Genomic DNA, 23,373 nt, shown 5'->3' with positions numbered 1-23,373 from the left:
TATTTTTATACTCATTGCGTTTTATACATGGTCAAAATTTTACAATCACAAAGATTACGGAATCTGTTAGTGCTGATTCTTTGCGCCGCAGGGTCACAAGTAACTTTTGCTCAGGAAACAAAGCCAAAAGTAGCGTTGGTTTTGAGTGGAGGAGGTGCAAAGGGCGTTGCGCATATTCGTACACTTCAAGTATTGGATTCTTTACATATTGTTCCAGACTTAATTGTGGGCAACAGCATGGGCAGCATTGTAGGTGGGCTTTATGCCATGGGGTATTCTGGCGATAGCATTGCCAGTCTTACAAAAAATGCCAATTGGGAAAAATTATTGGGTGGAAAAGTATCCCTGGACCAAGTTGGTGCAGAAGAAAAGAGCGAGTACAACAGATACTTGATTGAATTGGATTTTAAAGAGGGGAATATCAATACAGGATTATACCTTCTGAACGATCAAAATTTAAGAGAATTTATTGCTATTCTTGCTGTGCCCAGTTATGAGATTGAGGATTTTAATGATTTGCCCATACCTTTTAGGGCTGTGGCCACAGATATACTCAATGGTAAAGAAGTAATCTTAGATTATGGCTCTGTTGCTATGGCCATGCGGGCCAGCATGTCCATTCCTGGAGTCTTTTCGCCAATAAGATATAACAATACACTTTTGGTGGATGGCGGTTTACTTAATAATTTTCCGGCTGATATTGCAAAAGACCTTGGTGCAGATATTATCATTGGGAGTGATGTAGGAGATGATCCTAAAACTGTAGAAAGCCTAAACAGTATTAGTGACTTACTATTTCAAGGAAGTATGATGAACAGTAATACGAAACGGCCAGCCAATCGTCTCTTATGTGATATTCTTATTGATCATGCGCCTAATTTAACCTATTCGACCTCTGATTTTTTCAAGGCGAATGAAATTTATAAAGAGGGAAAGATCGCTACCGATCAGCAAATACCTGCTTTTGTTGCTTTAGCAAAGAGATTGAAAGGTTTTAAACAAAAACAGCATGAACTTCCCGAAGCAAAAACCGAGTTCGTATTTGATACCATCGTCTATCAGGATATCAGCAAATCTAATTTGGCACTTGTTAAGGCGCGAACGGCAATACAGCCACATCAAAAATACACCACCCAAGACATTGAAGACGCTTTGGGCAGGGCCATGGGTACAACTATCTTTAAAGATATTGAGTTTACACGTTTAAGGGAAGATGGTAAATTTGGTCTTATTTTAAAAGGTGTCGAAAAATCGAAACATCAGTTAAAAGGTTCTTTGCATTTTGATGGCTATCGAGGTGCAGGACTGATTGCTAATTATACAGGACGAAATATAATTGGTGATGCGTCTCGCACGATCATAACCTTAGATATCGCAGAGCAGCCAAAGGCGAGACTGCAATATCAGAAAAATTTCGGTGAGGATAGAGATTGGTGGTGGCGTACGGAATTGCTTGGGCAACTGTTAGAACAGAAACTCTTTATTGAAGGAAAGAATGTGGATAATGTGAAGTTCCAAAATGTGGAATTTGACAATCAAATCAATAGAAACCTGAGTTCCTTAAAAAGTCATGCTGGGGTTGGAGCGAAATATAAATATAGTCAACTAAAACCTACCATAGATCCAAATCTAAACAATAATATTTTAAGTTTAGAGCGGTACAGTTTTGCAACTTATGAGTTTTATGCCCAATTTAAATACAGTAATTTAAATGATGTACGCTATCCTTCCAAAGGCACTCAACTTAGAGCAGTCCTAAGCCAGTCATTGCATAGCGGAATTCAAGCGACCTTTGTAGATCCGAATATTGAGAATATGGACATGAGCATCAGCGGGTATACGAAGTTGAAGTTAGGGCTGGAAGAAAGGATCCCTTTAACATCAAGCCTCACTGGAATGCTCAGTCTAAATTCTGGATTTCTTTTTGGACATCATAGCAACGAAAATGATCTTCTATTTTCAACATATGGCTATGGCGCAAAGTACTTTTTGGGCGGAAATATTATAGATCCAAGGACAGATAATTATACTTTTTCGGGTTTATCGGAAAGTGAATTGGCGGTCAGTCAGTTTATAAAAGTTGGTCTGGGAGTTCAAATAAAAACCGTTCGCAATTTCTTTTTTATACCTCATGTAGAAATGGCATCTGTAGGTTTTGGAAGTTTCAAGGATTATATTCAAGAAGCATTTTCACCTAACGGAAAATGGAAAAGTTATGAAGAACCTGGTTTTTTAGCCTCGATTGGAACAACCTTTTCTTATAAGTCACTTCTAGGTCCTGTAGACTTTGATGTTTCTTGGGTCAATGATACCAATAAACTAAGGTTTTTTATAGGGATAGGTTTTCCTTTAAATCGCTCCAATTAGAAGATTTTTGGCTGCTCTTTCACCCCTATGGAAAAGAAAACTGAAATAAGATTACTCCTAAAACTCAGTTTCTTGGCCCACTAATTTCCAGCCTGCCCGAGTAACTTCCAGTTTCATGATCAGACTGGTCACCAAAGTTTCTAATAAATTTTCCTGATTGCCAATGGTTGCTACTTCTACTTGAATCATAACCTCTTCTGGATTGGTTTGAAAAACATCCCTATTTACTGAACGCAGTAATAATTGATCATTAGTTTCAATATGGCTTAATAACCAAAGCCTAACGTTGGTTTCTTTATTCAAGGCACATTGAATGGAGACTTGATAGTAGGTTTCTTTAACAACATTTTTACGGTAGGCGGACAGTTTTGATAATCTAACGCTTACAGGTCTTAGAATTAAATGTGATAAAACTACAGCGATAGTCGTTACCAAGGCCTCAACGATAAACCCCATCCCTGCCAAGGTACCAACCGCCGCAGAACACCAAATGGTTGCTGCTGTGTTAAGCCCTTTTACACCAAATCCGTCTTTCATTATCACGCCAGCACCAATAAAACCGATGCCCGTTACTATTTGGGCCGCCACCCTTCCAGGGTCGCCTCCCGCCAGACTATGAAGGTCTACGGATAAAAGCACGTAGGATGCCGCGCCTATGGCCACCAATGTATTGGTCCGCAATCCTGCATCTTTTTGCTGCCATTGTCTTTCAAATCCGATGATGCCACCTAATAAAAATGCAGCGCCTATGCGAAAAAGGTATTCGGTTATTTCCACATATCCATCCATAAAATGTTTATATTTATTAATATAACTGAAGTTATTTAAAGACAACTTTCAAAGTTGGCGACTTGTTTTATTTAAATTCTAAACACCAAAATCCGAATACAAACATAATGATAAGGGATGTATTTACGCTATGTTCAAAGTAACAAAAATGACCAAACGTTATCACATTCCTATTGAAATATGAATTTACAGCAACAACATCTTTTCCAGCAGAACTGAAAAATAGTGCTGAAAAGAAGGAAGCTACGCTAGACCATATCTATCCTATCAGTTGTAGATGACAAATCCAAATAGGTGTTTGTTTTTAAAAGTTTCTGATTCCGTTAACTTAATGCCTTCTTTGAGAAAAACGAAATGATAATTCCCGGAACTGATAATGCAATGGCCAGATAAACTAAACTCATTGGAGAGTAAAATCCCAGTAACATGCCCGCAGCCGAAGACGCGATCATAATGGATAAATTAAATACCGAAGACTGCACTGACGTCGCAACATCTTTGGCGGTTTCTACCTGCCTACTTACAGCTGCCTGTAACAAAGTGACCAAAGGACCAAATGAAAGTCCCCACAAAAAGAATCCAAAATGACCCATGCCGGTTGTTCTTCCAAACATTAGAAAAATGACCATAGAGATGATCAACAACCCGAACATGGCAATGGTAAGCTGTCTCAAGTATTTATCGGTATATTTTATGGCCAACAATACCGAAATCAAAGATCCTATTCCAAAAAACAATAAGGCACTTTCAACGCCTCCTGCCAATTGAATTTCATCAACAAGACTGGTAATGTACACGTAAACGCCATAATGCGCAACGACGCCCAGAAGTGTAAGTAATAGCACAATTAAAACTGCCGGTATTTTTAGCAGGGCAAATGGTGATGAACTTTTAGTCAATTTCTCTCCAGGTGTTGATGGCAATGCAAAAAAACTGATCACCGCAATAGCAATAATAACCACCCCAAGACCTATAAATTCGGTTCTCCAGCCATAATCATTTCCAATGGAGGTCATTATAGGCATCCCAATACTAATGCCCAATGTGGTCCCTGCCATAATTACGGCGATGGCTTTTCCGTGATGTTCTTCATCTACCAATCGCATGCCATAGGCAGCAATCATTGGCCACATGACCCCAGCACAAATTCCACCAATTACCCTCAGGACAATGATAACCGTATAATTATGGACAAGTCCTGCGATAATATTGGAAATGGCAAACCCGCCGAGCAAAACCAATAGCAGATACTTACGGTTGAATTGCATAGTCAATGAAATGAGTGGTATTGCAAAAATAGCAGACGCTATGGCATAATAACCCACAAGATTACCAGTTTGCACCTCGCTGATATTTAAATCGGCCATCATTAATGGGAGAACCCCAGAGGGCATCAACTCAGAAAGTATTCCTCCAAAAGTAACGGATGACATCAAGATCATAATCAGCCACGGAAAAGCACTTTTGGCTTGCTCTGTAATATTTTGTTTGCTCATATAATTTATTTTAAGTGAAATGAAAGTTGAGGTGAACTTATCATACTTTTGAACTCTAAAAGTTACTAATTAAAAGAATCTTTTACTTATTCTGTACCACATTGGTTTCTACTTTTTGGTAATAAGTATGTTCCCATATAATTTACCGCAAAGGTCGTTAAGCGCTCGGCCAAGGCTGCAATGATAAAGTAAAATTATCAGTTTAAACTTTACGTTCCTAGCGCATTTTCTTTGCGAACTTTGCGGTTAAGTAGTGGTACAATACACATCTGCACAACTAAATTTTTAGTAATCTAAATCTAATGTATACTTAATGACTTAAAAACAATTTAGATGCTCAATGGTACATCATAAGCCATTTCCTTACGACGGAACAAGAATTCACCATTTCTTACCGATGCCAATACGTCAACTCTTTTACGAATCGCCTCATAAACGGTAGATTCATTCAGAACAATAAAGTTTGCAGCTTTTCTTACTTCCAAACCATAGGTGTCATGAATGTTTAAACAACGGGCGCCGTTATAAGTAATTAAATCAAAACTTGTTTTTATTTCTTCGGGAGACATCGTTTGAGCCAAATGGATGCCATTGTCAAGAATGTTCATCATATTCCCATTCCCCATTGGATACCATGGATCGTTAATGGAATCTTGTGCAAAAGCAACATTAATTCCTGATTCTAAAAATTCTTTTACTCTAGTTAATCCTCTGCGTTTTGGATAGGTATCTTGGCGGCCTTGGAGATAGGCGTTTTCAGTAGGACAGGAAATAAAGTTCATCTTACTCTTTTGGAATAAATCCATCATTCTAAACGCATAGGAATTATCTGCAGAACCAAAGGAACAGGTATGGCTTGCCGTAGTTCTGGTGCCATAATCCTCCATAAGGACCAGCGCATTTAATAATTCTACAAAACGCGAATGGGTGTCGTCTGTTTCATCACAATGGACATCAATCATTTTATCGTATTTTAAAGCAAGACGAACGATATCGTGTAAAGATTTTTCTCCAAATTCTCTCGCAGGTTCATAATGTGGAATTCCTCCTACAACATCAGCTCCCATTTTAAGCGCTTCTTCGACTAATTCCAGTCCGCCCTTATACATGTACATGCCTTCTTGCGGGAAAGCTACAATTTGGATGTCAACGGTGTCTTTTAATTCTTCCTTCATTTCCAACATGGCTTTCAATGCGGTAAAGTTTGGATCTGTAACATCAATATGTGTACGGATATGTTGTACGCCTTGGGAAACTTCATCTTTAATGCCCTTCATTGCCAATCTTTTTACACTTTCTACAGTAAGCGTTTCCTTAAATTTTGGCCATAATTCAATGGCTTCAAACAAGGTTCCTGAACCCGCTCCCGCTTGTCCAAGTTCAGATAAGGTATAGACATAGTCCAGATGCAAATGTGGGTCAACATATGGCGGTAAAACGAGCTTGCCCCCTAGGTCAATCTCCTCGTCGCATTTTGGTAAATTAGTTCCGATTTGGGTGATTTTCCCATTTTCTACGATCATTTCGGTAGCATTCTCGTTGCGATAGATTTTCGCATTAAAAAACTTTTTTTTCATGTTATATAAATTTTATGATGTTATTATTTTTTATGATTATCCGAGTTGTTAAACCAAGATTCGGTTCAATTAAGAAACTTCAGATGCCTGTTGATAATCTACAGCAATAATTTCAATCTTGAAATGATCTAGGTCACTGAACCGGAAATTATTGAAAGAACGTATTCAACACTAAAGACGGATTAGTAATCCCCAAGATTTGGGAAACTCCAATCAATAGGAGACCATCCTAATTGAGGTAAAGTAGATTGTTCAGAAAAAAAAGTAGGAGGGAGAGAGAAACTCCATCACTAGTTTTTTTAAAAATTAAGTAGGAGTGGGGATATATATGCTGTGCGGGGTAGAAGTCCATCTTCACAGCTTTGAATCTTTAGTGATTGTGACTAAGTTTACAGAAGCTCTAAAGTGTTATAAATACAGATCTTCTTTCAATATTCTGGAGATTTCTTGTTTTATGGCCTTTACCTTCGGTATCTTCCATTAACAAGATGTCACCTCCTTTGAACGTTCTTTTTTTGCCCAGTGAGGTTTCAATCTCAATTTCGCCATCTAGTAAAATGATGTATTGCTTTTGTGGCGCATTATGGAAATCGTAATCATAGTCAGGTTTTACCGTCCTAAAGACAATGTCTTTAGCGGGGATTTTATCAGAGAGAAACCCGATTTCACCATCATTTTTTAATGGCATTTCAATATTTTCAAAGTGACTCTCTCCGTTTTTATCGCTATAAACTCTGGTAATCCTGATCATGGTGTACTTTGTTAATACCATCAATTAAAAATCACTCGGTTGGCTTCCTCCACCTCATCTGGAGAAATGGTATGTGGTCGGCCCTCATGCACCTGCAAGTAAACTTTGGCATTCATTTCTTTCAAGATGTGAACACTTTCGTGGACGCGTTCTATTGGTACATGCGGATCTGGATTTCCCGTTCCGATAAAAATAGGGGTCCCGTTAAAATCGCCAGAGTAATTCTCCATATTTATTTTGTCGCCAATCAATCCACCGGTAAATGCTGCAACACCACCAAACTTTTGAGCATGGCGCGTCACAAACTCCAAGGTCAAACAGGCGCCCTGTGAAAAACCTAGGAAGTAAATGTTGTCGGCGGTGATCCCTTGTTGAATTATATTATTCACCAGGTCTTTTAGTAAGTCAAGCGCAGAAGAAAGCCAAGGTTCATTTTGTTCAGGATTGGCCATAAATGAATGGGGGTACCACGTGTTGTTGGTTGCCTCAGGAGCAAGTAGTGCATATTCTGCCACTTTAAAATGAGAAGCTAGACCCAAGATATCGCGGGCATCTGCGCCACGCCCGTGGATCATAATCAAAATTTTTTCGGCTTCCTTTAATGGTTTTCCGGCCGTTTGTATGTTTTTCTTGTGCATAGGTCTTCTCATTACATGTTAAGTTTAGGAAGTGCTTTTTCAATTCTATCCCGCATCGTTTTATATTGATCGGGTAATTGGAGCGAACTTCCTAGATTTTCCACCGTTTCATCCGCTGCAAATCCGGGATTATCCGTCGCAATTTCAAATAGCACGCCTCCTGGCTCACGGAAATAGAGCGAAAAGAAATAGTCTCTATTTATTTTCTCGGTGATATGTAATCCTCTTGCAACAATTTTTTCTCTAAATGCCATCAAGATCTCTTCATTTTTCACCCGAAAGGCGACATGATGATTGGTGCCTCCAGCATTTAAACCTCTCTGGGCCTGTGGCATTTCCAATAAATCTACCATGGCTGCATTTTCTACAGCATCGGTTTGATAGCGGGTTACATTGCCTTCTTTTTCCACTTGTTTGTATCCGAAAACTTCGGTCAGGATTGCGGCGGTAGCTGTGATATTATTTAAGGTCAAGGTCACCGTATGGAATCCTTTGATGGCTACATCGGCTTTAATGTCATCGGTTTCATAACCTTTTCGATCATCGTGGTGTTTGGCTTCAATCAAATTGAGCCATAAACCGTCTGGATCTTGGAACGTCAGGTGTTTTTCTCCGAACCGTTCACTGAGATCTTCGTGCTGTATTTTAAGATTTTTAAAACGGGTTTTCCAAAAATCCAAGCTTCCTTTTGGTACGGAATACCCTATTTCTGTAGCCATGCCGGCACCGTTTTTTCCTTGTCTGACATTTGTCCATGGGAAGAAGGTGAGAATGGTGCCAGGAGTTCCAACTTCGTCTCCAAAGTAGAAATGATAGGTTTGAGGATCGTCAAAATTAACGGTTTTTTTGACCAAGCGAAGTCCGAGGGATTTGGTGTAAAAGTCGTAATTGCGTTGGGCATCGCCAGCAATGGCGGTAATATGGTGGAGTCCTAATATCTGGTTCATGATTTCTAAATTAAATTTTTTATAAAAATTGAAACACTAAATAACTAATACGGTTGGTGCCAATCAATTTAAAATATTTTTTTTTAAAAAGATGTATTTACAAAGATAACCACAACGCTCTGTACCAACAACATAAAGTTTTTAAATTTTGTATTGGAGATGGAAGACTTGTTTAAAGATAGACTATAACAAGGTCTGAAAAGGGTTTTGGAATCTAGTTTTTAAGGAGAGTCGGGTATTTTAATAAAAGTGCCTCGTTCACAACATATCAACACATATCAACGAGGCACTTGTGATGTGGCTTAACATTCCTGAGCAGCGGTTGCCATTTCAAAACCATACTTTTCCTTTGGACGAGCAGGACGCTTAAAGCGACTGGAAGGTTTAAAACGAACTAAACGGATAGCATTTAAAATGACCAACAGCACACTCAATTCGTGAATCAGCATTCCCGAGGCGAGGTTGACATTTTTGGTCAGGACACCTGCCAATAGCAGGGCGACCGTTCCGATGGCAATAAACATGTTTTGTTTCATATTGCGCACCGTGGCTTTGGAAAGCTTGACCGCATGGGTCAATTTATCGAGATTATCGGCCATTAAAACCACATCGGCCGTCTCCATGGCAATGTCAGTACCTGCAACGCCCATGGCGATTCCCACATCAGCGGAAGCTATGGCCGGGGCATCGTTGACACCATCTCCAAGCATTGCGAGGTTGATCCCTTTCCCCATACATGATTTAACTTTTAGAGCCTTATCTTCGGGAAGCAGTTCGGCATATATGTGATCCAGTCCCAGCTGCTGGCCAACGATGTTCGCGGTATGTTTATTGTCGCCTGTGAGCATTACCAAGTGTTTAATGCCTGATGCCCTAAGATTATCGATGGTGTCTTTAGCTTTTTCCCTAATGGCATCAGCAATTGAAATAATTCCCAAAACCTTTTGGTCATCGGCAATAAAAACGGCCGTATTTCCGGCTTTCTCTTGTTGGGTGGCATAGGATTCCGCTTCAATATCAATATGAATTCCATTTTCTGAAACTCCTTTTCGATTGCCAATATAGAGTGCCTTCCCATTTAAGTGGACTTCAATCCCGCGGCCTTTAAGCACTTTCACTTCTGTTGGTTTATTTTGAAGTGTCAATCCGGTTCTTTCCGCTTCTTTTACAATGGCTCTTCCCAAGTGGTGTTCTGAGATGACTTCTGCTTCGGCGGCCATGAGTAGTAAATCTTCTTCAGGAATACCAAATCCTTTTATGGCGGTTACTTCAGGTTTACCTTTGGTTAATGTTCCCGTTTTATCAAATACAAAAGCGTTTAGTTTTGCCAGATTCTCCATTACCTCTCCACCTTTGATCAAAATCCCATTACGGGCGGCGTTCCCAATTCCGGCTACAATAGAAACCGGTGCAGAAATCACCAATGCTCCAGGACAAGCAATGACTAAAAAGGTCAGGGCTAAATGGACATCCTGTGTAATCATCCAGACTAAAACAGAAAGAACCATAATTCCCGGCGTATAAATGGTGGCAAATTTCTCTAAAAACCGTTGGGTCTTTGCTTTTCCTTCTTGTGCCTCTTCCACCAATTCGATGATTTTGGCAAATGTCGTATCCTCACCAACATGTTCTGCTATGACCTCCAGATAGCCACTATCCAAGATACTCCCGCTGAATACTTGATCATCCGTAACTTTATTTATGGGTATGGACTCGCCGGTAATTGCTGCTTCGTTCACAGAGGCGCTTCCTGAAATCACTCGGCCATCAATTGGAATTTTTTCTCCTGTCTGTATGATGACCAAATCATTTTCAACAACCTCGTCGGCCATTATAAGCGAGCGTAATCCGTTGCGGACTACCGTCGCTTCCAACGGCGCCATTTCCATCAAGGATTTAAGTGAGGCACGCGCTTTTTCCAAAGAACGTCCTTCTAAAAAAGCCCCAAAAAGGAACAGGAAAGTAACGGCTGCCGATTCGACATACTCTCCAATAATCAAAGCACCAACAACCGCTATGGTCACCAAAAGTTCGATACTGAACATTTTTAGTCGTGAGGCTTTCCAAGCTTTTATAAAGGTTGGAATTCCGGCGACTATGGAAGCTGTGATTAAAAGAGCATCCAACAGTAGGCTGTTCCATTTGAACATATAGGTTGCTAATGCAGCAAGAAGCAAAATTCCTGCTGCATACATTATTCTATTTACTTGTTTAGCTTTCATAATCTTCTATACCATTTATTAAGAGGTTATTATCGGGAAGCCTACTTTTTCTATCACTTCGGCTAAGCGATCGGAAGAAACTTTTTCTTCATCATATTCTATTTTCACCTTGCTGGAATTAAAAAGCACTTTTGCCTTTTCTACGCCTGGTTCTTTGTTGAGAACGCCTTCTATCCTCGTAATACAACTAGGGCAGGTTAGGGTTTCCAATTGAAATCTTATGGTTTTTATTTCTTTTATAGTGTTCATTGTTCTTGATTTTTATCCGTTATCTGTTATCTGTTATCTGTTGAGGGGTTCCATGACCATTTTCGGTGGGGTGTTATCAAATCCCATTCAGTTGTCTGTCATCCGTCAAATTTCTTTAACGTCTCGGAATTACTTCGTTAGTGCGAAATTTCTCCGTGCAAAATGTGCTCCAAGGCTTCTAAAGTATGGGTGTATTGGACATAAGCATGTACATATGCACGGCCTTGCTCAACCGAATTATCCTTTGTTTTGCTGAGTTTTGCTACGGTGGCATAACGCTCTCTGAGCACCTGCTCCAAATGATTGGTGACGGTTTTTACTACATCCTCCACATTTTTGTTGACGATTGAATTATCGGCCATTTCCACCAAAGGGGTCATCGATCCGGCGGGCTTTAAACCTGTAAAAGGTGCGCCTTCCATTTCTCTGTGCAATCTTACGAGGGTTTCCAAGAAATGTTTCTCAACGATAGCGTAGACTTCTTTGTCCTCATTTTTCAAACGGTAGGTTTTATCGAACAAAGGAATGATCTCCTTTTCTTGTTGGGGTTCAATCCACTTTAAAACCAGTTGCACATTATTTTGATCCAATGCTTTTAAGGCATCCTTGATCACCGGGCCATCATACGAGTCGCAATGTGCGAATCCAGAAATACTGGCCAGCATAAATGTGAATGTCAGAAGAATGGATCGCATTTTTAATTTTAAACCTCTTTTGGTATTTAAAGGGCTTGTTGTTTTTACCTGAGTTTTCATAATATTTGTTTTAAGAATTAATAATCTATTTTGATTTTCTGTAAACAAAACTAGGCATTGCTGTAGTCCTGTGCGACCTATCTTATAAGTTGGCACTAGTATATGTAAAAGAACACGTCCCACTTTATAAAGTAGGACGTGAGCTAAGTTATCTTAGGAAGTTTGAAAGGCAGGCTCAGGGTTTATTTTTGAGAATCCCGAAATTCACTTGGTGTTTTTTTCGTGAATTTTTTAAAGACGCGGTTGAAGGCCGATTTAGAATTAAATCCACTTTCGAAAGCAATCCCTAGTAAAGAATAGTTATGAAATTTGGGATCGACAATTTTATTTTTCACCTCTTCAACCCGATATTTATTAATGAAATCGAAGAAGTTTTGACCATAAACTTCGTTGATGACCTGAGACAGGTGATGATGCGGAACATTAAGGCTTTCGGCAAGTTTGGGTAAAGTTAGATCGGGTTCTAAATAAGGTCTTTCCTCTTTAAAATAGTCGTCAATTTTACAATAACACTGTTCCAGTTCGTCATCTATTAGTTTAGAAGCAGCAGCAGGCGTTTCGATAACAGATTCAATGGACTCTTCATGGATGTTGCTGATAAAAATACCTATCTGCTTAAGACCAAAATACCCAATCAAAATAATAAATGCCGAGAGTGACAACATGAGTCCATTGATACAAAAACTCATGGAAAACACTTGGAAAACATGATGAATAATCGCGGTAATCATCAATGCGGTCCAAATTATTCCAAAGACAGGAATCAATTTTCCCAACCAATCCAATTCGATGTCCTTTGAAGAAAAATTGAGGATCGATTTTTTCGTCTTGCGAAACTGTCTTTGAGCCAGAACAAAATAAATTGGTCCGGATAGTGCTGTAATGCCAAGGAAGAATAAAAACAGGATAGGAGGATGGGTTGTTCCTTCAGTAACATGATCAATTCCAATTCGCGCCGCATAGGTTGGAAAACTTGACGCAATGAGCAAGTATAGAATAAATGCAATGAAGGGTAAAAGGTGCCAAATGTATTTAGGTTTAAATTGTTTATTGTGAGTGAGGGTAGAAACGTACAAGTACAGAAAAGGCCCATGTAACAGAAATAATGCAATGATTCCGCTAGAAAAAAGAGGGGTTTGAAAAAACGAATCCATGGTAAAGGCATAAATTCCAGTGATGGTACCCAAATAAAAAAGCCAGCAACTAAAGATGCGGTCATGCAGTAGTTTTGGCTTTTTTTGAAGGAGAAGCACCAAAAAGAAAAATGCGTTGAAAGAAGCTATAAATAATATATATTTCATCGTCCAGTCATTGCTGTTATAAATCTAATTTAGAAATCCGTAAGCCATCCCTATGTGGTCTATAATAGTCATAGGATTTCTTTAGTCATTAATAATGTTATGGCCTATTTGGAGTTGGTAAATGCCTTACTCATAACCCGGTTATTTTTTATTGTAGGTAGGATACGGAATAAATTCATCTTCTTCGCCTTCAATTTTAGGGAACGATTGATTCTTCCATTTTTCTTTGGCTTCTTCAATGCGTTCTTTGCTTGAGGACACGAAATTCCAATCAATAAAGCGTTCTTCGGCAAAAGGCTCTCCGCCAAAAATATAGATGGTGGTATGTTCCTGAATTGTGAATTCACAAAGTGTACTGTCTTTTGCCACTAACAACTGTTTAGGCTCATAAATATTTCCGTCACTTTCAATGGCGCCTTCAAGAATGTATAACCCCGATTCGCCAAAAAGTTCATCGCCAATATTAACGGTCTGTCTTGTTTTGCTTTTTATCTCCAGCATAAACACTTTGCTAAAAACTGGCACTGGAGATTTCCTGCCGAAAGCTTCGCCTGCCACCAATTTAAACTGAAGATCTCCTTCGGTCCAGCTTGGGATTTCACTTTCCTCAATATGAGAAAATTTAGGATCCATCAACTCAAATTCTTTTGGTAAGGCCACCCAAATTTGCAAGCCGTGCATAAATAATTCAGAATCCCTTAAATAGTCGGGAGTGCGTTCGGAATGAACAATTCCTTTTCCAGCGGTCATCCAATTCACGGCACCTGGCTTTATTTCAACTGCGTTGCCAAGTGTATCTCGGTGCATGATGCTACCTTCAAATAAAAAAGTTAGGGTTGAAAGTCCGATGTGAGGATGCGCGAGCACGTCAAAATTTTCTCGTTCATTTAATTTAACAGGTCCCATATGGTCTATATAAATAAATGGTCCTACCATTCTTTTTTGTCTGAACGGCAATAACCGCCCAACCATGAATTTCCCTATGTTGGCGGCTCTTTCTTCTATAATCAGTTTGATATTTGACATATTTACTTATTTAATATTAGGGTAAATCAGTGTTTATTGTGATGGTTTTTATGGTTTGTAAATTGTTGGCAAATGCCAATGGTATTTCACCGATAACAATCGAAATAACACTATAGAAACGAGACAGATAATTTCAACCGGCATTTTTGGAACCTCCAACATGAGCAAAAGGAAAAAAATAATGCCTCCGAAAATACACGTGGTTGCATAAATTTCCTTTTGGAAAATAAGTGGAATGTTGCTTAAGGAGACATCTCTTATGACCCCACCAAAACACGCTGTAATTGTTCCGAGTGAGATACTGATAATGGGATGTAAATCGAGTGCAATTCCTGTTTGAATACCAACCACCGTAAAAAAACCGAGTCCGATAGAATCAAAAAATAACAATACGTTATGGTAATTTTTTATCACACTCTTGAAAAATAGGACCGCAATTGTGCTGATCAGCACCACTACCGCCGAACTCAGGTCCAGCATCCAATTGACTGGAACTTTGCCAATAAGGACATCACGCAAAGTACCGCCACCCAATGCGGTTATAAAAGCAATAATAAACACCCCAAAAACATCCAATTTTTTTTCCATAGCGGCAAATGCTCCTGCAATACTAAAAGCTGCAGTGCCGACAATTTCAATAATTCTGAGAGATTCCATTCCTAATTGGTTTTTGAGTTAAGCAATCTACTACGAAAATGTGGTAAACATCCCATTTTGTCCCAGATCTGAATCAAAAACAAATTGGACTGGACGGATTCAATCTCCTCTTTTCCCGAGCATATTATCTCCTTTCCAATTGTTTTTGCAGTTTATCTTCTACAGAAGTCAATAGCGCATGGAAATCATCGCCATAATCTGAAGCAAAAGGGTCGTTTCCAGGAATCCCTAATCGGATACTGACCTGCTTTTGTTTTGTACTTTTATCTTTTTTATCTTCCAAATAGATATCTGCCCATTCTATTCTGTCATAAAACCGACTCAGGCGCGTCATAACTTTACCAATAGTATCCCTTACATCGTCTCCGATGGTAATATCTACCGCCTCAATATTAATTTTTATTCCGGAAATGTTATCTGTGTATTTCATAAATATATTTTTTAGTATTAGTAAATTAGATTGCACGCAAAATCTAGGAGCTGTGACATATCACATATGACATAGGACGGTAAGACGAGAACATGAAGCTATTTCAACTTTTATAAAAAAGAAATTTGCTTCAACATGTGTCGCCTAACGTCCTATGGTCATAGGTGTGATATAGGTTTCTCAACGAATGTGCATTTTTAATTTAATTGCCATTTGATGCAACTTCTTTATGAAAATGCACATTACAGCATTTAAATAATTATTTCAAATATGCTGAGTACATCCAAACCAATTTTTCTTGTTCGCTAATGTAATCGCTCATCAGGGCATTGGTTCCTTCGTCTTCTGCATCGGCCGAAAGATCTAAAATCTCACGTTGTAGGATGATGATAATTTTGAAGGATTCAAGAGTGTCTTTCATGTCCTGGATACCGTCAGCCACTTCAGAACTTTCTTTGATTTTTGCTTCTTTCTGATAAATCGAAAACTTGTGATTTGGCGTATGGCCAAGGGTCCGAATACGTTCAGCCACTTCATCGATTTTTATAAATAAATCTTCGTAAAGTTCTTGAAACTTGTCGTGTAGTTCGAAGAATTTGTCTCCTTTAATGTTCCAATGATAGCCTCTAACGTTCTGATAAAACACAGAATAATCAGCTAAAAGTTCATTAAGTTTTTCTGCAAGGACTTTGGATTTTTGTATATCCAATCCAATTGAATTTAATTTTGCCATTTTTTTAAGTTTTAAAATTTATAATTTAATTTATTAATCAACGGTTGATAACAACCAATATTTTTACTTCTGAAGGGTCCAACTACTTCATTTCCTTAATCAAGAATTTAGCGGATGGCATTTTTGATTTTCCAAATAGAACCATTTTTGGTGGTATGCTTTTCTAAATTACCTTTTTCGACAAGCTCATTTAATTGTTTTTCGCTTTCCTTTCTTGGCGCACCTGAAAGTACAGAAAACTCTTTTGCGGTGAGCGTTGGGTATATTGAAAATAGTGTTTCCCAGTTTTTACTGTATTCACTTTTTGTAGCATTAGGATTAAGCTTCAAAATGGCCATTTCGTAAAAAGCATAAGGTCGCGTACCATAAACGATTTCTTTCTGACCAGTATCATCTAAAAAGAATAGGGTAGGAAAGCCTCTTACGCCCAATTCTCTTCCTAATTTCAAGTCTGCTTCAAACAATGCTTTTGCCTCGTTTTCAACATCGGATTTGAGTTTTTCTGTATCTAAGCCTACTTTTTGGGCGGCAACTTCTAGATATTCCCACTTTGCAATGTTTTTCTTGTGTAGAAAAACCATTTCTTTCATTTCACGAAGGAATAAAAGTGCTTTTTCATGGTCTTGAAGTTGTGCTGCTTTAAAAGCGATGGATGGGGGATATGAAGAGTCTAAAGGATCTTCCAGCCATAGGTCGCCGTCAATGGGCATGTCATAATGAACACTCACTTCATCCCAGTGTGATGCGACGTCGGATGGTTTGCCAATGCCACCACTATTATAGTTCCAGTCTGGAAGCAAGCCTCCCATTCTATATTCAAACTCGATGGCATCTCCATATTCCAATTTAAGCTTACGCAGTTGAGGTTCTATGCCCCAACACGAGGAACAAATAGGATCCGTGTAATAAATGACCTTTACGGACTTTTTTGTTGACGGCATCGTGTTCTTAGTTGATGTTTCTGAGTTTTCATCAGTTATTTCGCACATTCCTGTTTCTATGTCACATAAAAGCGGATTGTTTTTTATTGCTTCTTTATTCATGTTTTTTATTTTTAACGGTCCCGTAGGCACCGTGATTCTCAACCAATGTCAGTATTGCTCTAAGTTTGTCTGAACCAATTGTTTTTCCACATTGGCCATCGTAGAACATACTTGCAAAATGATTACCTAGTCCACTTTAACTTCTTCGGAAGTTGCAAACTCCTCCATTCTAGTAATCAAACCGTTTTCAACGGTGTATATTTGAACCCATTTTTGTTTTAATTCCCTTCCGGACCTTTTTACTCTTTGATGTTCTTTACCCAAAACCACCACTGTGTTTCCTTCAACGATAAATTGTTGTGGTTCAAAGTTGATGATTTCGGTTCTTTCAAGAATATTGGTAAAAAAAGTTCTTACACCTTCTTTCTTTTCAAAAACTCCAGCAGGTATAAGTTGCGTTCCATGGTAAATCCAGACGGTGTCGTCTGAGACGGTTGCCACGAATTTTTCTATATCGCCACTGCTAAATGCAGAGAACATATTATCTACAACTGTTCTTGCTGGATTTTTCATGTTTTCTATTTTGAGGTTATTGTTTTGCAAATTGTAAATGAACAATGATGTTTACGTCCTTACCAACACCGGCAGCTGCTGGGTCAAAATTAATGTTGTAATCAAACCTATTGATAGTAGTTTGGGCCTTCATGCCTATTTTTTGACCTTGATCGCTGGTGACCGATCCACCATAATGCAGGTCAAATATTACGTCTTTTGTAACATCCTTTATGGTCAGTTTCCCGTACAGTAAATACTCATTAGGTTTCCCCGTAGCCAAAATTTTAGTGCTTTTAAATGTCATATTTGGGAATTTTTCTACATCAAAAAAATCGGCGCTTCTCAAGTGTTTATCCCTGTTTTCAACGCTGGTATCTACACTATTTACTTTGACATTAAAATCAAAACTAGCATCGTTCAGTGCTTCGCCATTGGTGGTTAAGTTTCCTGTATAATCCAAGAACTTCCCATTCACTATACTAATTCCAGAATGTGAGATATTGAAATTTAATGAGGAGTGGTACGGATCTGCCTTCCATTGTGTTTGTGCAAAGGAACTTACCGTAAAGAATAGTATTGCAACTAAGGACATAAGATTTTTCATTGTGTTTAATTTTTAAATGTTAATTATTAATTGTTTTTGCTGATGGCTTTCACCATCAGTTGAAATTTTCTAAACTATTAAAAAGCCTTACATGCGCGTGGGCAATGCTATTTTAAATAACACTACTGCTTCACATGTGTATCTACCCATTTCTCGAAGGCTTCCATGAAGCTTTTTAAGAAGTCTTTGGTAGAGTTGTTTATTAACTTTCCATCATCGTCAAAAAGGTCGGCAGCATTTCCAATATAGGCTTCTGGTTGTGCCATGGCCGGAACATTCACAAAAGTCAACGACTGTCTTAAGTGATGATTGGCTCCAAAACCACTAATAGCACCAGTAGAAACACTCACAATGGCCGCTGGTTTTCCATTCCAAGAATTTTCTCCATAGGGCCTGGAACCTACATCAATCGTATTTTTCAAAACCCCTGGAACCGAGCGGTTATATTCGGGTGTAGCGAAGAGAAGGCCATCTGCAGCTCTAATTTTCTTCCGTAATGCTACCCATTCTTTGGGTGGCGTTGCCTCAAGGTCTTCATTGAACATAGGAAGACCTGATATGTCTAAAAGTTCAAGTAATAAGGACTCTGGAGCCATTGCCATCAATTCTTTGGCTGTTTTTAGATTAAAGGATTCTTTACGAAGGCTTCCTACAATAACTGCGATTTTGTGTTTTTTCATAAATTTGATTTTAGGTTCACGTGAACTATTTCCACCTTTTAATTTGAAAAAGAGTCACTTTTTAGACTTAATTAAAAAAATGATCGGTCAGTACCTGGTAGTAAATTTTACCTAATACACTTGTAATTTGTAAGCAGTAATGGGTCCTAAACAATACATTCTTGCCGCAACCCAAGCAGCTCTATGCGGTAGAGTTTTCAGTTTGCCCCGAAAACCCACACCAAAAAAAGGGGCTGGCACTCGCCCCGACCATTCCGCCTTTCGGCTTAATCCTTTAACTCTGTGAGCCAATTAATTTCTTGAATTTTACTGTCAATCTCTCTAAATGCCCTTCCAGTGTGATCCATTTCATTTTGTAACTTTTTAATATCAATAGTCGTTTTAAGATTGTTGTCACCACTATTATCTACTTGCGCAGCATATCTAATATTTCTTAGTTTCTCAGAAAGCATTTTTAAGGAATCCCTTTTAGCAAGTGCTTCCATGAGAGAACCTTCCCCTTCAACAGAGGTTTCATTATTGGTTTTATTGATTCGTATGATTACCGATTCTAAATCCTGTATTGCTTTTCTCAGTTGCGCAAGTAACTTATTTGGGTCTTCCTGCGGAAGCTTATCATCCGATACAATGAGCACAGGCCTGATCCTATTTTGAAGATGTTCTATTTTCTTCATGAGATCCGCTCTAAGTAATAGCCCTTCTGCAAGTTTGATCTTCTTATTTTTTACGGGTAATTCTGACATTTTTTATTTTTACTCATAAAGGACCACGTATCGGTTCTTTAGAGCGCATTAAAACAATAGGATCTCAACTAAGAGATTCTTAAAAACTATCTCCTACGGTATCACTGATAATATACGTAACATTGCCATAAACATGCAAAATCCCTATATCTATGGCAATGTGTGATACATTACTTTAATTCACTCTCTGTTGGTAGGTCTGGGTGCCCATCTATCATAAGGGGTCATGTCAAAGCTGTTGACTTCGTCCATGGTTAAACCCAGTGCTTTTGCCACGCCTTCTCCATATTCTGGGTCCGCTTTGTAACAATTTCTGATATGGCGGATCTGAATAAATTTATCTGCCCCACCAACTTGTGCTGCGGTATTGTTGAACAATAGTTGTTCTTTGCCATCTTTTTTAATGATGCGGAACAAATCGCCAGGCTGAGTGAAGTAATCTTCATCTTCATCCCTGAAATTATAGGCATAAGCGGAGCCATCCAATTCTAAAGGTGGTTCTTTTTTGTCTGGTTGCTCTTGCCATTCGCCATAACTATTTGGTTCGTAATGCTTTGCAGCGCCATAATTGCCATCTACGCGCATGGTACCATCGCGATGAAAGGCGTGATATGGACAGGTAGGCTTATTTACGGGAATCTGAAAATGATTGACACCAAGACGATACCTCTGGGCATCTCCGTAAGAAAACAATCTACCTTGAAGCATTTTATCTGGAGAAAATCCAATTCCAGGAACAATGTTCGTTGGGTTGAAAGCTGCTTGTTCAACATCCTGAAAATAGTTTTCCGGGTTTCTGTTCAACTCAAATTCTCCAACAGGAATGAGTGGGAAATCTTTTTTAGACCAAACTTTGGTCAAGTCAAAAGGATGGAAGCGGTACGTTTTTGCCTGTTCTTCGGTCATAATCTGAATAAATAGTTTCCATTTCGGAAAATCCTTTCTTTCAATAGCGTCAAATAGATCTCTTTGAGAAGATTCCCTATCCATTCCGACTACTTTCATAGCCTCTTCATCGGACAGGTTTTCTATACCTTGTTGCGTTACAAAATGGAATTTTACCCAATGTCTTATATTCTCCTTATTGATAAAGCTGTAGGTGTGGCTGCCAAAACCGTGCATATTTCTAAACCCTTTTGGAATGCCGCGATCACTCATGATTATGGTGACCTGATGTAACGATTCTGGAAGTAAAGTCCAGAAATCCCAGTTATTATTGGCACTTCGCAAGTTGGTTTTTGGATCACGCTTTACAGCATGGTTCAAGTCTGGAAATTTCATAGGATCCCGAAAGAAAAATACTGGTGTATTATTTCCTACCAAATCCCAAATGCCTTCCTCAGTATAAAATTTCAGGGCAAAACCTCTGATGTCTCTTTCGGCATCAGCAGCGCCCCTTTCACCGGCAACTGTAGAAAAACGGCCAAACATGTCTGTTTTCTTTCCGATTTCGCTGAAAATTTTGGCCTTTGTGTATTGTGTAATATCGTGCGTGACGGTAAACGTTCCAAAAGCACCAGAACCCTTTGCGTGCATTCTTCTTTCAGGAATTACCTCTCGGTCAAAATTCGCCATTTTTTCAAGAAACCACGGATCCTGCATCAACATGGGACCGCGCGGCCCTGCGGTTAGTACATTTTGATTATCAGAAACCGGTGCTCCGGTCTGCCTCGTTAGTTTTGAGTTATTGTCTTCCATCGGTTTTATTTTAAATTAGTTATTCAGCGAATCAAGTTACAATATTTCCGCTACTTGTCCGAGGACTTTAAAAGTTTTTAACAGCAGTTTAACCGTAAGAAAGGATAGATTTGTACAAGTCATTCAGAAAGCCTAATTGTGCTTCGGTTAATGAATGTCATGAGCCACATTTCTTCGCCTCTCCTTTTGATTAAAGATAAAGGATGTTTCCACGATAGGCAATGACCGTGATCAGTTAGGCCTGGTTTTTTTATGTTATTTTTAAAAATCAAAACGAAATTTGAGGTGAGAAATCCTATTTATTTCAATTAACTTTCTTAATTGGGCAAGATGACCTTCCAAAAACCTAAGACAAGAACTGCCTGAAATCAAAAACATTTACAGTAAATTCTTGTCCAGGTTCTAAAATGTATGTTGGTGAAGTAAGTTGTCACCAACGACGGTCATTCTTTTTAGATAGCCGTGTAGCCTCCATCAATAACCAATTCACTTCCAGTTGTAAATTTAGATTCGTCCGATATCAGATATAGAATTCCGTAGGCAATATCTATAGCTTCACCAATATGTCCAATAGGATGTAGACTGTCCAAGTGTTTGCGGAACCCTGGGTCGCCTTGAGCTAATTCTTCCACTAATGGCGTCCATATAAATCCTGGATGAACAGAGTTCACTCTAATCTTTTCTTTTGCATATTGAATGGCATCGGTTTTCGACATGACCCGAACGGCTCCTTTTGAAGCATGGTATGGTGGTAAATCTGCTGCACCAACGATTCCATAAATGGAAGAAATATTGACAATACTACCACCGCCTGCTTTTTTCATATGTGGAACGGCGTGTTTGGTACAAAAGAATACGCCTTTAACATTAATGTCCATAACGCGGTCCCATTCTTTTTCGGTTACTTCTGAAGAAGGTTTGTCTGGACCAGCAATTCCTGCATTATTCACAGTGGCATCTAGTTTGCCAAATTCTTTGACCACTTCGGCATAAACGTTCTCCACTTCTTTTTCGTTGGTGACATCAAGGTGCCAGTATTTTGCTTTCCCACCGGCCTGTTTTATCTCTTCAGCCAAGGCCTCACCTTCTTTGTCAAGAATATCAGTCACTGCTACTTTGGCTCCATGTTTTGCTAACAAAAGACTCGTTTCACGACCTATTCCCAATGCACCACCTGTTACGACGACGACTTTATTTTCGGCTCTTTTCATAATTTTTATTTTTAAAGGTTAAGTTATATCTACAGATATCATGCTCATCACAATAAACTGATTATCAGCTAATCTTCGATTTCAAAGATAATTGGTTAAGGTGTCAAATGAAATGACCTAGGTCACTAGGTTGAAAAATATTTGTTAAGATTGAAGGAAAAAGATGGGAGATTGGTCTTGGTTCAATATAAGTTATCCAAAAGACGCCTTCTTTATTCCCGTCATTGGGTTTGAATATGCTGAAGTTCTTAATTTTTATCATAAGAAATGAACATGTTTGTTTGGTATCATGTCAATAGCTTCATCCCTTTTTTATGTCTGGACTTTATTGATGGGCTCAGCGGTGTAGGCGTTTTCTGGAATAATCTTGCGGACATTGTCACTGAATTCCTGAGTGGCATCCTTCTGAGGTCAGTAATGTATTAAAGGAGAAAAGAGTGGGAACTGGCTTAAGAATGGAACCTGATTTGAGCTGAAATTAGCTGGTTAAATGTAATGATAAAGGGCGCTTTGAGATTAAGAATATTTCATTACTTTAGCTGTAAACTGACCAAAATAATTCAAATCCTAAGATATAACAGGATTTTATAATAAATTTTAGAGCAGATTTTGACAGAATAATTCAATCACCAAAAATAAAATATAAAATGCAAGGATCTAAAAGTAATATGGGAGTCATATCCACATCTGATGGGCAAATTACCCTGTTCTATAATTCCAGATCTCAAAGAGGCAAACAAACATTGGTTTATGCAAAAACACATGGTCTCCCTTTGGAAAAAGTAGACCTCTTAAAAACGCCATTGACCGGGACTCAAATTACTGAATTGGCGAATCGCCTGGGCATTAAAATAGAAGAATTAGTCAATCAGGACCATTATAAATACAGAAGAAAATTTACGTCTCAAAGTTTTACTTCTGAAGATTGGATCACCGTGATACAGAACCATCCTGAAATCAT

At 38.7% G+C, this 23,373-nt stretch carries 23 protein-coding genes; 2 read left to right on the top strand and 21 right to left on the bottom strand.

What is annotated here, in order from left to right:
- Positions 1-27: 27 nt before the first annotated feature.
- Positions 28-2,367: a patatin-like phospholipase family protein gene (locus tag VLZ86_RS03525; RefSeq protein WP_325448785.1), complete on the top strand. Its 2,340-nt coding sequence runs from the start codon at positions 28-30 to the stop codon at positions 2,365-2,367.
- 57 nt (positions 2,368-2,424) lie between these two features.
- Here the strand turns inward: VLZ86_RS03525 and VLZ86_RS03520 are convergent, their stop codons facing one another.
- From VLZ86_RS03520 to VLZ86_RS03420, 21 genes are all read right to left on the bottom strand, one after another.
- Positions 2,425-3,156, bottom strand: coding sequence for an MgtC/SapB family protein (locus VLZ86_RS03520; protein ID WP_325448783.1), 732 nt, complete (start codon positions 3,154-3,156; stop codon positions 2,425-2,427).
- A 323-nt stretch (positions 3,157-3,479) separates the two neighbouring features.
- Complete coding sequence (locus tag VLZ86_RS03515; RefSeq protein ID WP_325448781.1) at positions 3,480-4,652, bottom strand: MFS transporter; 1,173 nt, start codon at positions 4,650-4,652, stop codon at positions 3,480-3,482.
- Positions 4,653-4,981: 329 nt separating this feature from the next.
- Positions 4,982-6,229, bottom strand: coding sequence for an amidohydrolase family protein (locus tag VLZ86_RS03510; protein ID WP_325448779.1), 1,248 nt, complete (start codon positions 6,227-6,229; stop codon positions 4,982-4,984).
- 400 nt (positions 6,230-6,629) lie between these two features.
- Complete coding sequence (locus VLZ86_RS03505; protein WP_325448777.1) at positions 6,630-7,001, bottom strand: hypothetical protein; 372 nt, start codon at positions 6,999-7,001, stop codon at positions 6,630-6,632.
- The gene (locus tag VLZ86_RS03500) at positions 7,001-7,630 is read right to left on the bottom strand and encodes an alpha/beta hydrolase (RefSeq protein WP_325448775.1); all 630 of its coding nucleotides are present in this window, start codon (positions 7,628-7,630) and stop codon (positions 7,001-7,003) included. Before VLZ86_RS03500 ends, VLZ86_RS03505 begins: the two co-directional genes overlap by 1 nt.
- Positions 7,630-8,565: a ring-cleaving dioxygenase gene (locus VLZ86_RS03495; RefSeq protein ID WP_325448773.1), complete on the bottom strand. Its 936-nt coding sequence runs from the start codon at positions 8,563-8,565 to the stop codon at positions 7,630-7,632. The genes VLZ86_RS03500 and VLZ86_RS03495 overlap by 1 nt, the downstream gene beginning before the upstream one ends.
- Before the next feature lie 302 nt (positions 8,566-8,867).
- Positions 8,868-10,787: a cation-translocating P-type ATPase gene (locus VLZ86_RS03490; RefSeq protein WP_325448771.1), complete on the bottom strand. Its 1,920-nt coding sequence runs from the start codon at positions 10,785-10,787 to the stop codon at positions 8,868-8,870.
- A gap of 18 nt (positions 10,788-10,805) precedes the next feature.
- Complete coding sequence (locus tag VLZ86_RS03485) at positions 10,806-11,036, bottom strand: heavy-metal-associated domain-containing protein (protein WP_325448769.1); 231 nt, start codon at positions 11,034-11,036, stop codon at positions 10,806-10,808.
- Between the two features lie 137 nt (positions 11,037-11,173).
- Positions 11,174-11,791, bottom strand: a complete 618-nt coding sequence (locus tag VLZ86_RS03480) for a DUF6448 family protein (RefSeq protein WP_325448767.1) — start codon at positions 11,789-11,791, stop codon at positions 11,174-11,176.
- Positions 11,792-11,973: 182 nt separating this feature from the next.
- The gene (locus VLZ86_RS03475; protein WP_325448765.1) at positions 11,974-13,092 is read right to left on the bottom strand and encodes a helix-turn-helix domain-containing protein; all 1,119 of its coding nucleotides are present in this window, start codon (positions 13,090-13,092) and stop codon (positions 11,974-11,976) included.
- Positions 13,093-13,233: 141 nt separating this feature from the next.
- Complete coding sequence (locus VLZ86_RS03470) at positions 13,234-14,118, bottom strand: pirin family protein (protein WP_325448763.1); 885 nt, start codon at positions 14,116-14,118, stop codon at positions 13,234-13,236.
- Between the two features lie 48 nt (positions 14,119-14,166).
- Positions 14,167-14,775 (bottom strand): trimeric intracellular cation channel family protein, encoded by a 609-nt coding sequence (locus VLZ86_RS03465; protein WP_325448761.1) that lies wholly within the window; start codon positions 14,773-14,775, stop codon positions 14,167-14,169.
- Positions 14,776-14,899: 124 nt separating this feature from the next.
- Complete coding sequence (gene hpf / locus VLZ86_RS03460; protein WP_325448759.1) at positions 14,900-15,205, bottom strand: ribosome hibernation-promoting factor, HPF/YfiA family; 306 nt, start codon at positions 15,203-15,205, stop codon at positions 14,900-14,902.
- Positions 15,206-15,464: 259 nt separating this feature from the next.
- A complete protein-coding gene (locus VLZ86_RS03455; protein ID WP_325448756.1) occupies positions 15,465-15,938 on the bottom strand; it encodes a Dps family protein in 474 nt (157 codons plus the stop codon).
- 107 nt (positions 15,939-16,045) lie between these two features.
- On the bottom strand, positions 16,046-16,981 hold the full coding sequence (locus VLZ86_RS03450; RefSeq protein WP_325448754.1) for a ClpXP adapter SpxH family protein: 936 nt from the start codon (positions 16,979-16,981) through the stop codon (positions 16,046-16,048).
- A 126-nt stretch (positions 16,982-17,107) separates the two neighbouring features.
- Positions 17,108-17,494, bottom strand: coding sequence for a nuclear transport factor 2 family protein (locus VLZ86_RS03445; protein ID WP_325448752.1), 387 nt, complete (start codon positions 17,492-17,494; stop codon positions 17,108-17,110).
- Positions 17,495-17,510: 16 nt separating this feature from the next.
- Positions 17,511-18,080: a YceI family protein gene (locus tag VLZ86_RS03440; RefSeq protein ID WP_325448750.1), complete on the bottom strand. Its 570-nt coding sequence runs from the start codon at positions 18,078-18,080 to the stop codon at positions 17,511-17,513.
- A 122-nt stretch (positions 18,081-18,202) separates the two neighbouring features.
- Positions 18,203-18,760: an NAD(P)H-dependent oxidoreductase gene (locus VLZ86_RS03435; protein ID WP_325448748.1), complete on the bottom strand. Its 558-nt coding sequence runs from the start codon at positions 18,758-18,760 to the stop codon at positions 18,203-18,205.
- 266 nt (positions 18,761-19,026) lie between these two features.
- The gene (locus VLZ86_RS03430; protein ID WP_325448746.1) at positions 19,027-19,503 is read right to left on the bottom strand and encodes a DIP1984 family protein; all 477 of its coding nucleotides are present in this window, start codon (positions 19,501-19,503) and stop codon (positions 19,027-19,029) included.
- A gap of 180 nt (positions 19,504-19,683) precedes the next feature.
- Entirely contained in the window at positions 19,684-21,201 is a 1,518-nt protein-coding gene (locus VLZ86_RS03425) for a catalase (protein WP_325448744.1), read from the bottom strand.
- 452 nt (positions 21,202-21,653) lie between these two features.
- Positions 21,654-22,412 (bottom strand): glucose 1-dehydrogenase, encoded by a 759-nt coding sequence (locus VLZ86_RS03420; protein ID WP_325448743.1) that lies wholly within the window; start codon positions 22,410-22,412, stop codon positions 21,654-21,656.
- 647 nt (positions 22,413-23,059) lie between these two features.
- Here VLZ86_RS03420 and VLZ86_RS03415 point away from each other — a divergent pair.
- Positions 23,060-23,373: hypothetical protein (locus VLZ86_RS03415; RefSeq protein ID WP_325448741.1), on the top strand; the 314-nt coding region annotated here is incomplete at its 3' end.

It is taken from the genome of Gelidibacter sp. (assembly GCF_035515035.1).
Lineage (GTDB): Bacteria > Bacteroidota > Bacteroidia > Flavobacteriales > Flavobacteriaceae > Gelidibacter.
The sequence above is the reverse complement of the archived record's forward strand: the minus strand, read 5'-3'. Positions and strand labels throughout refer to the sequence as shown.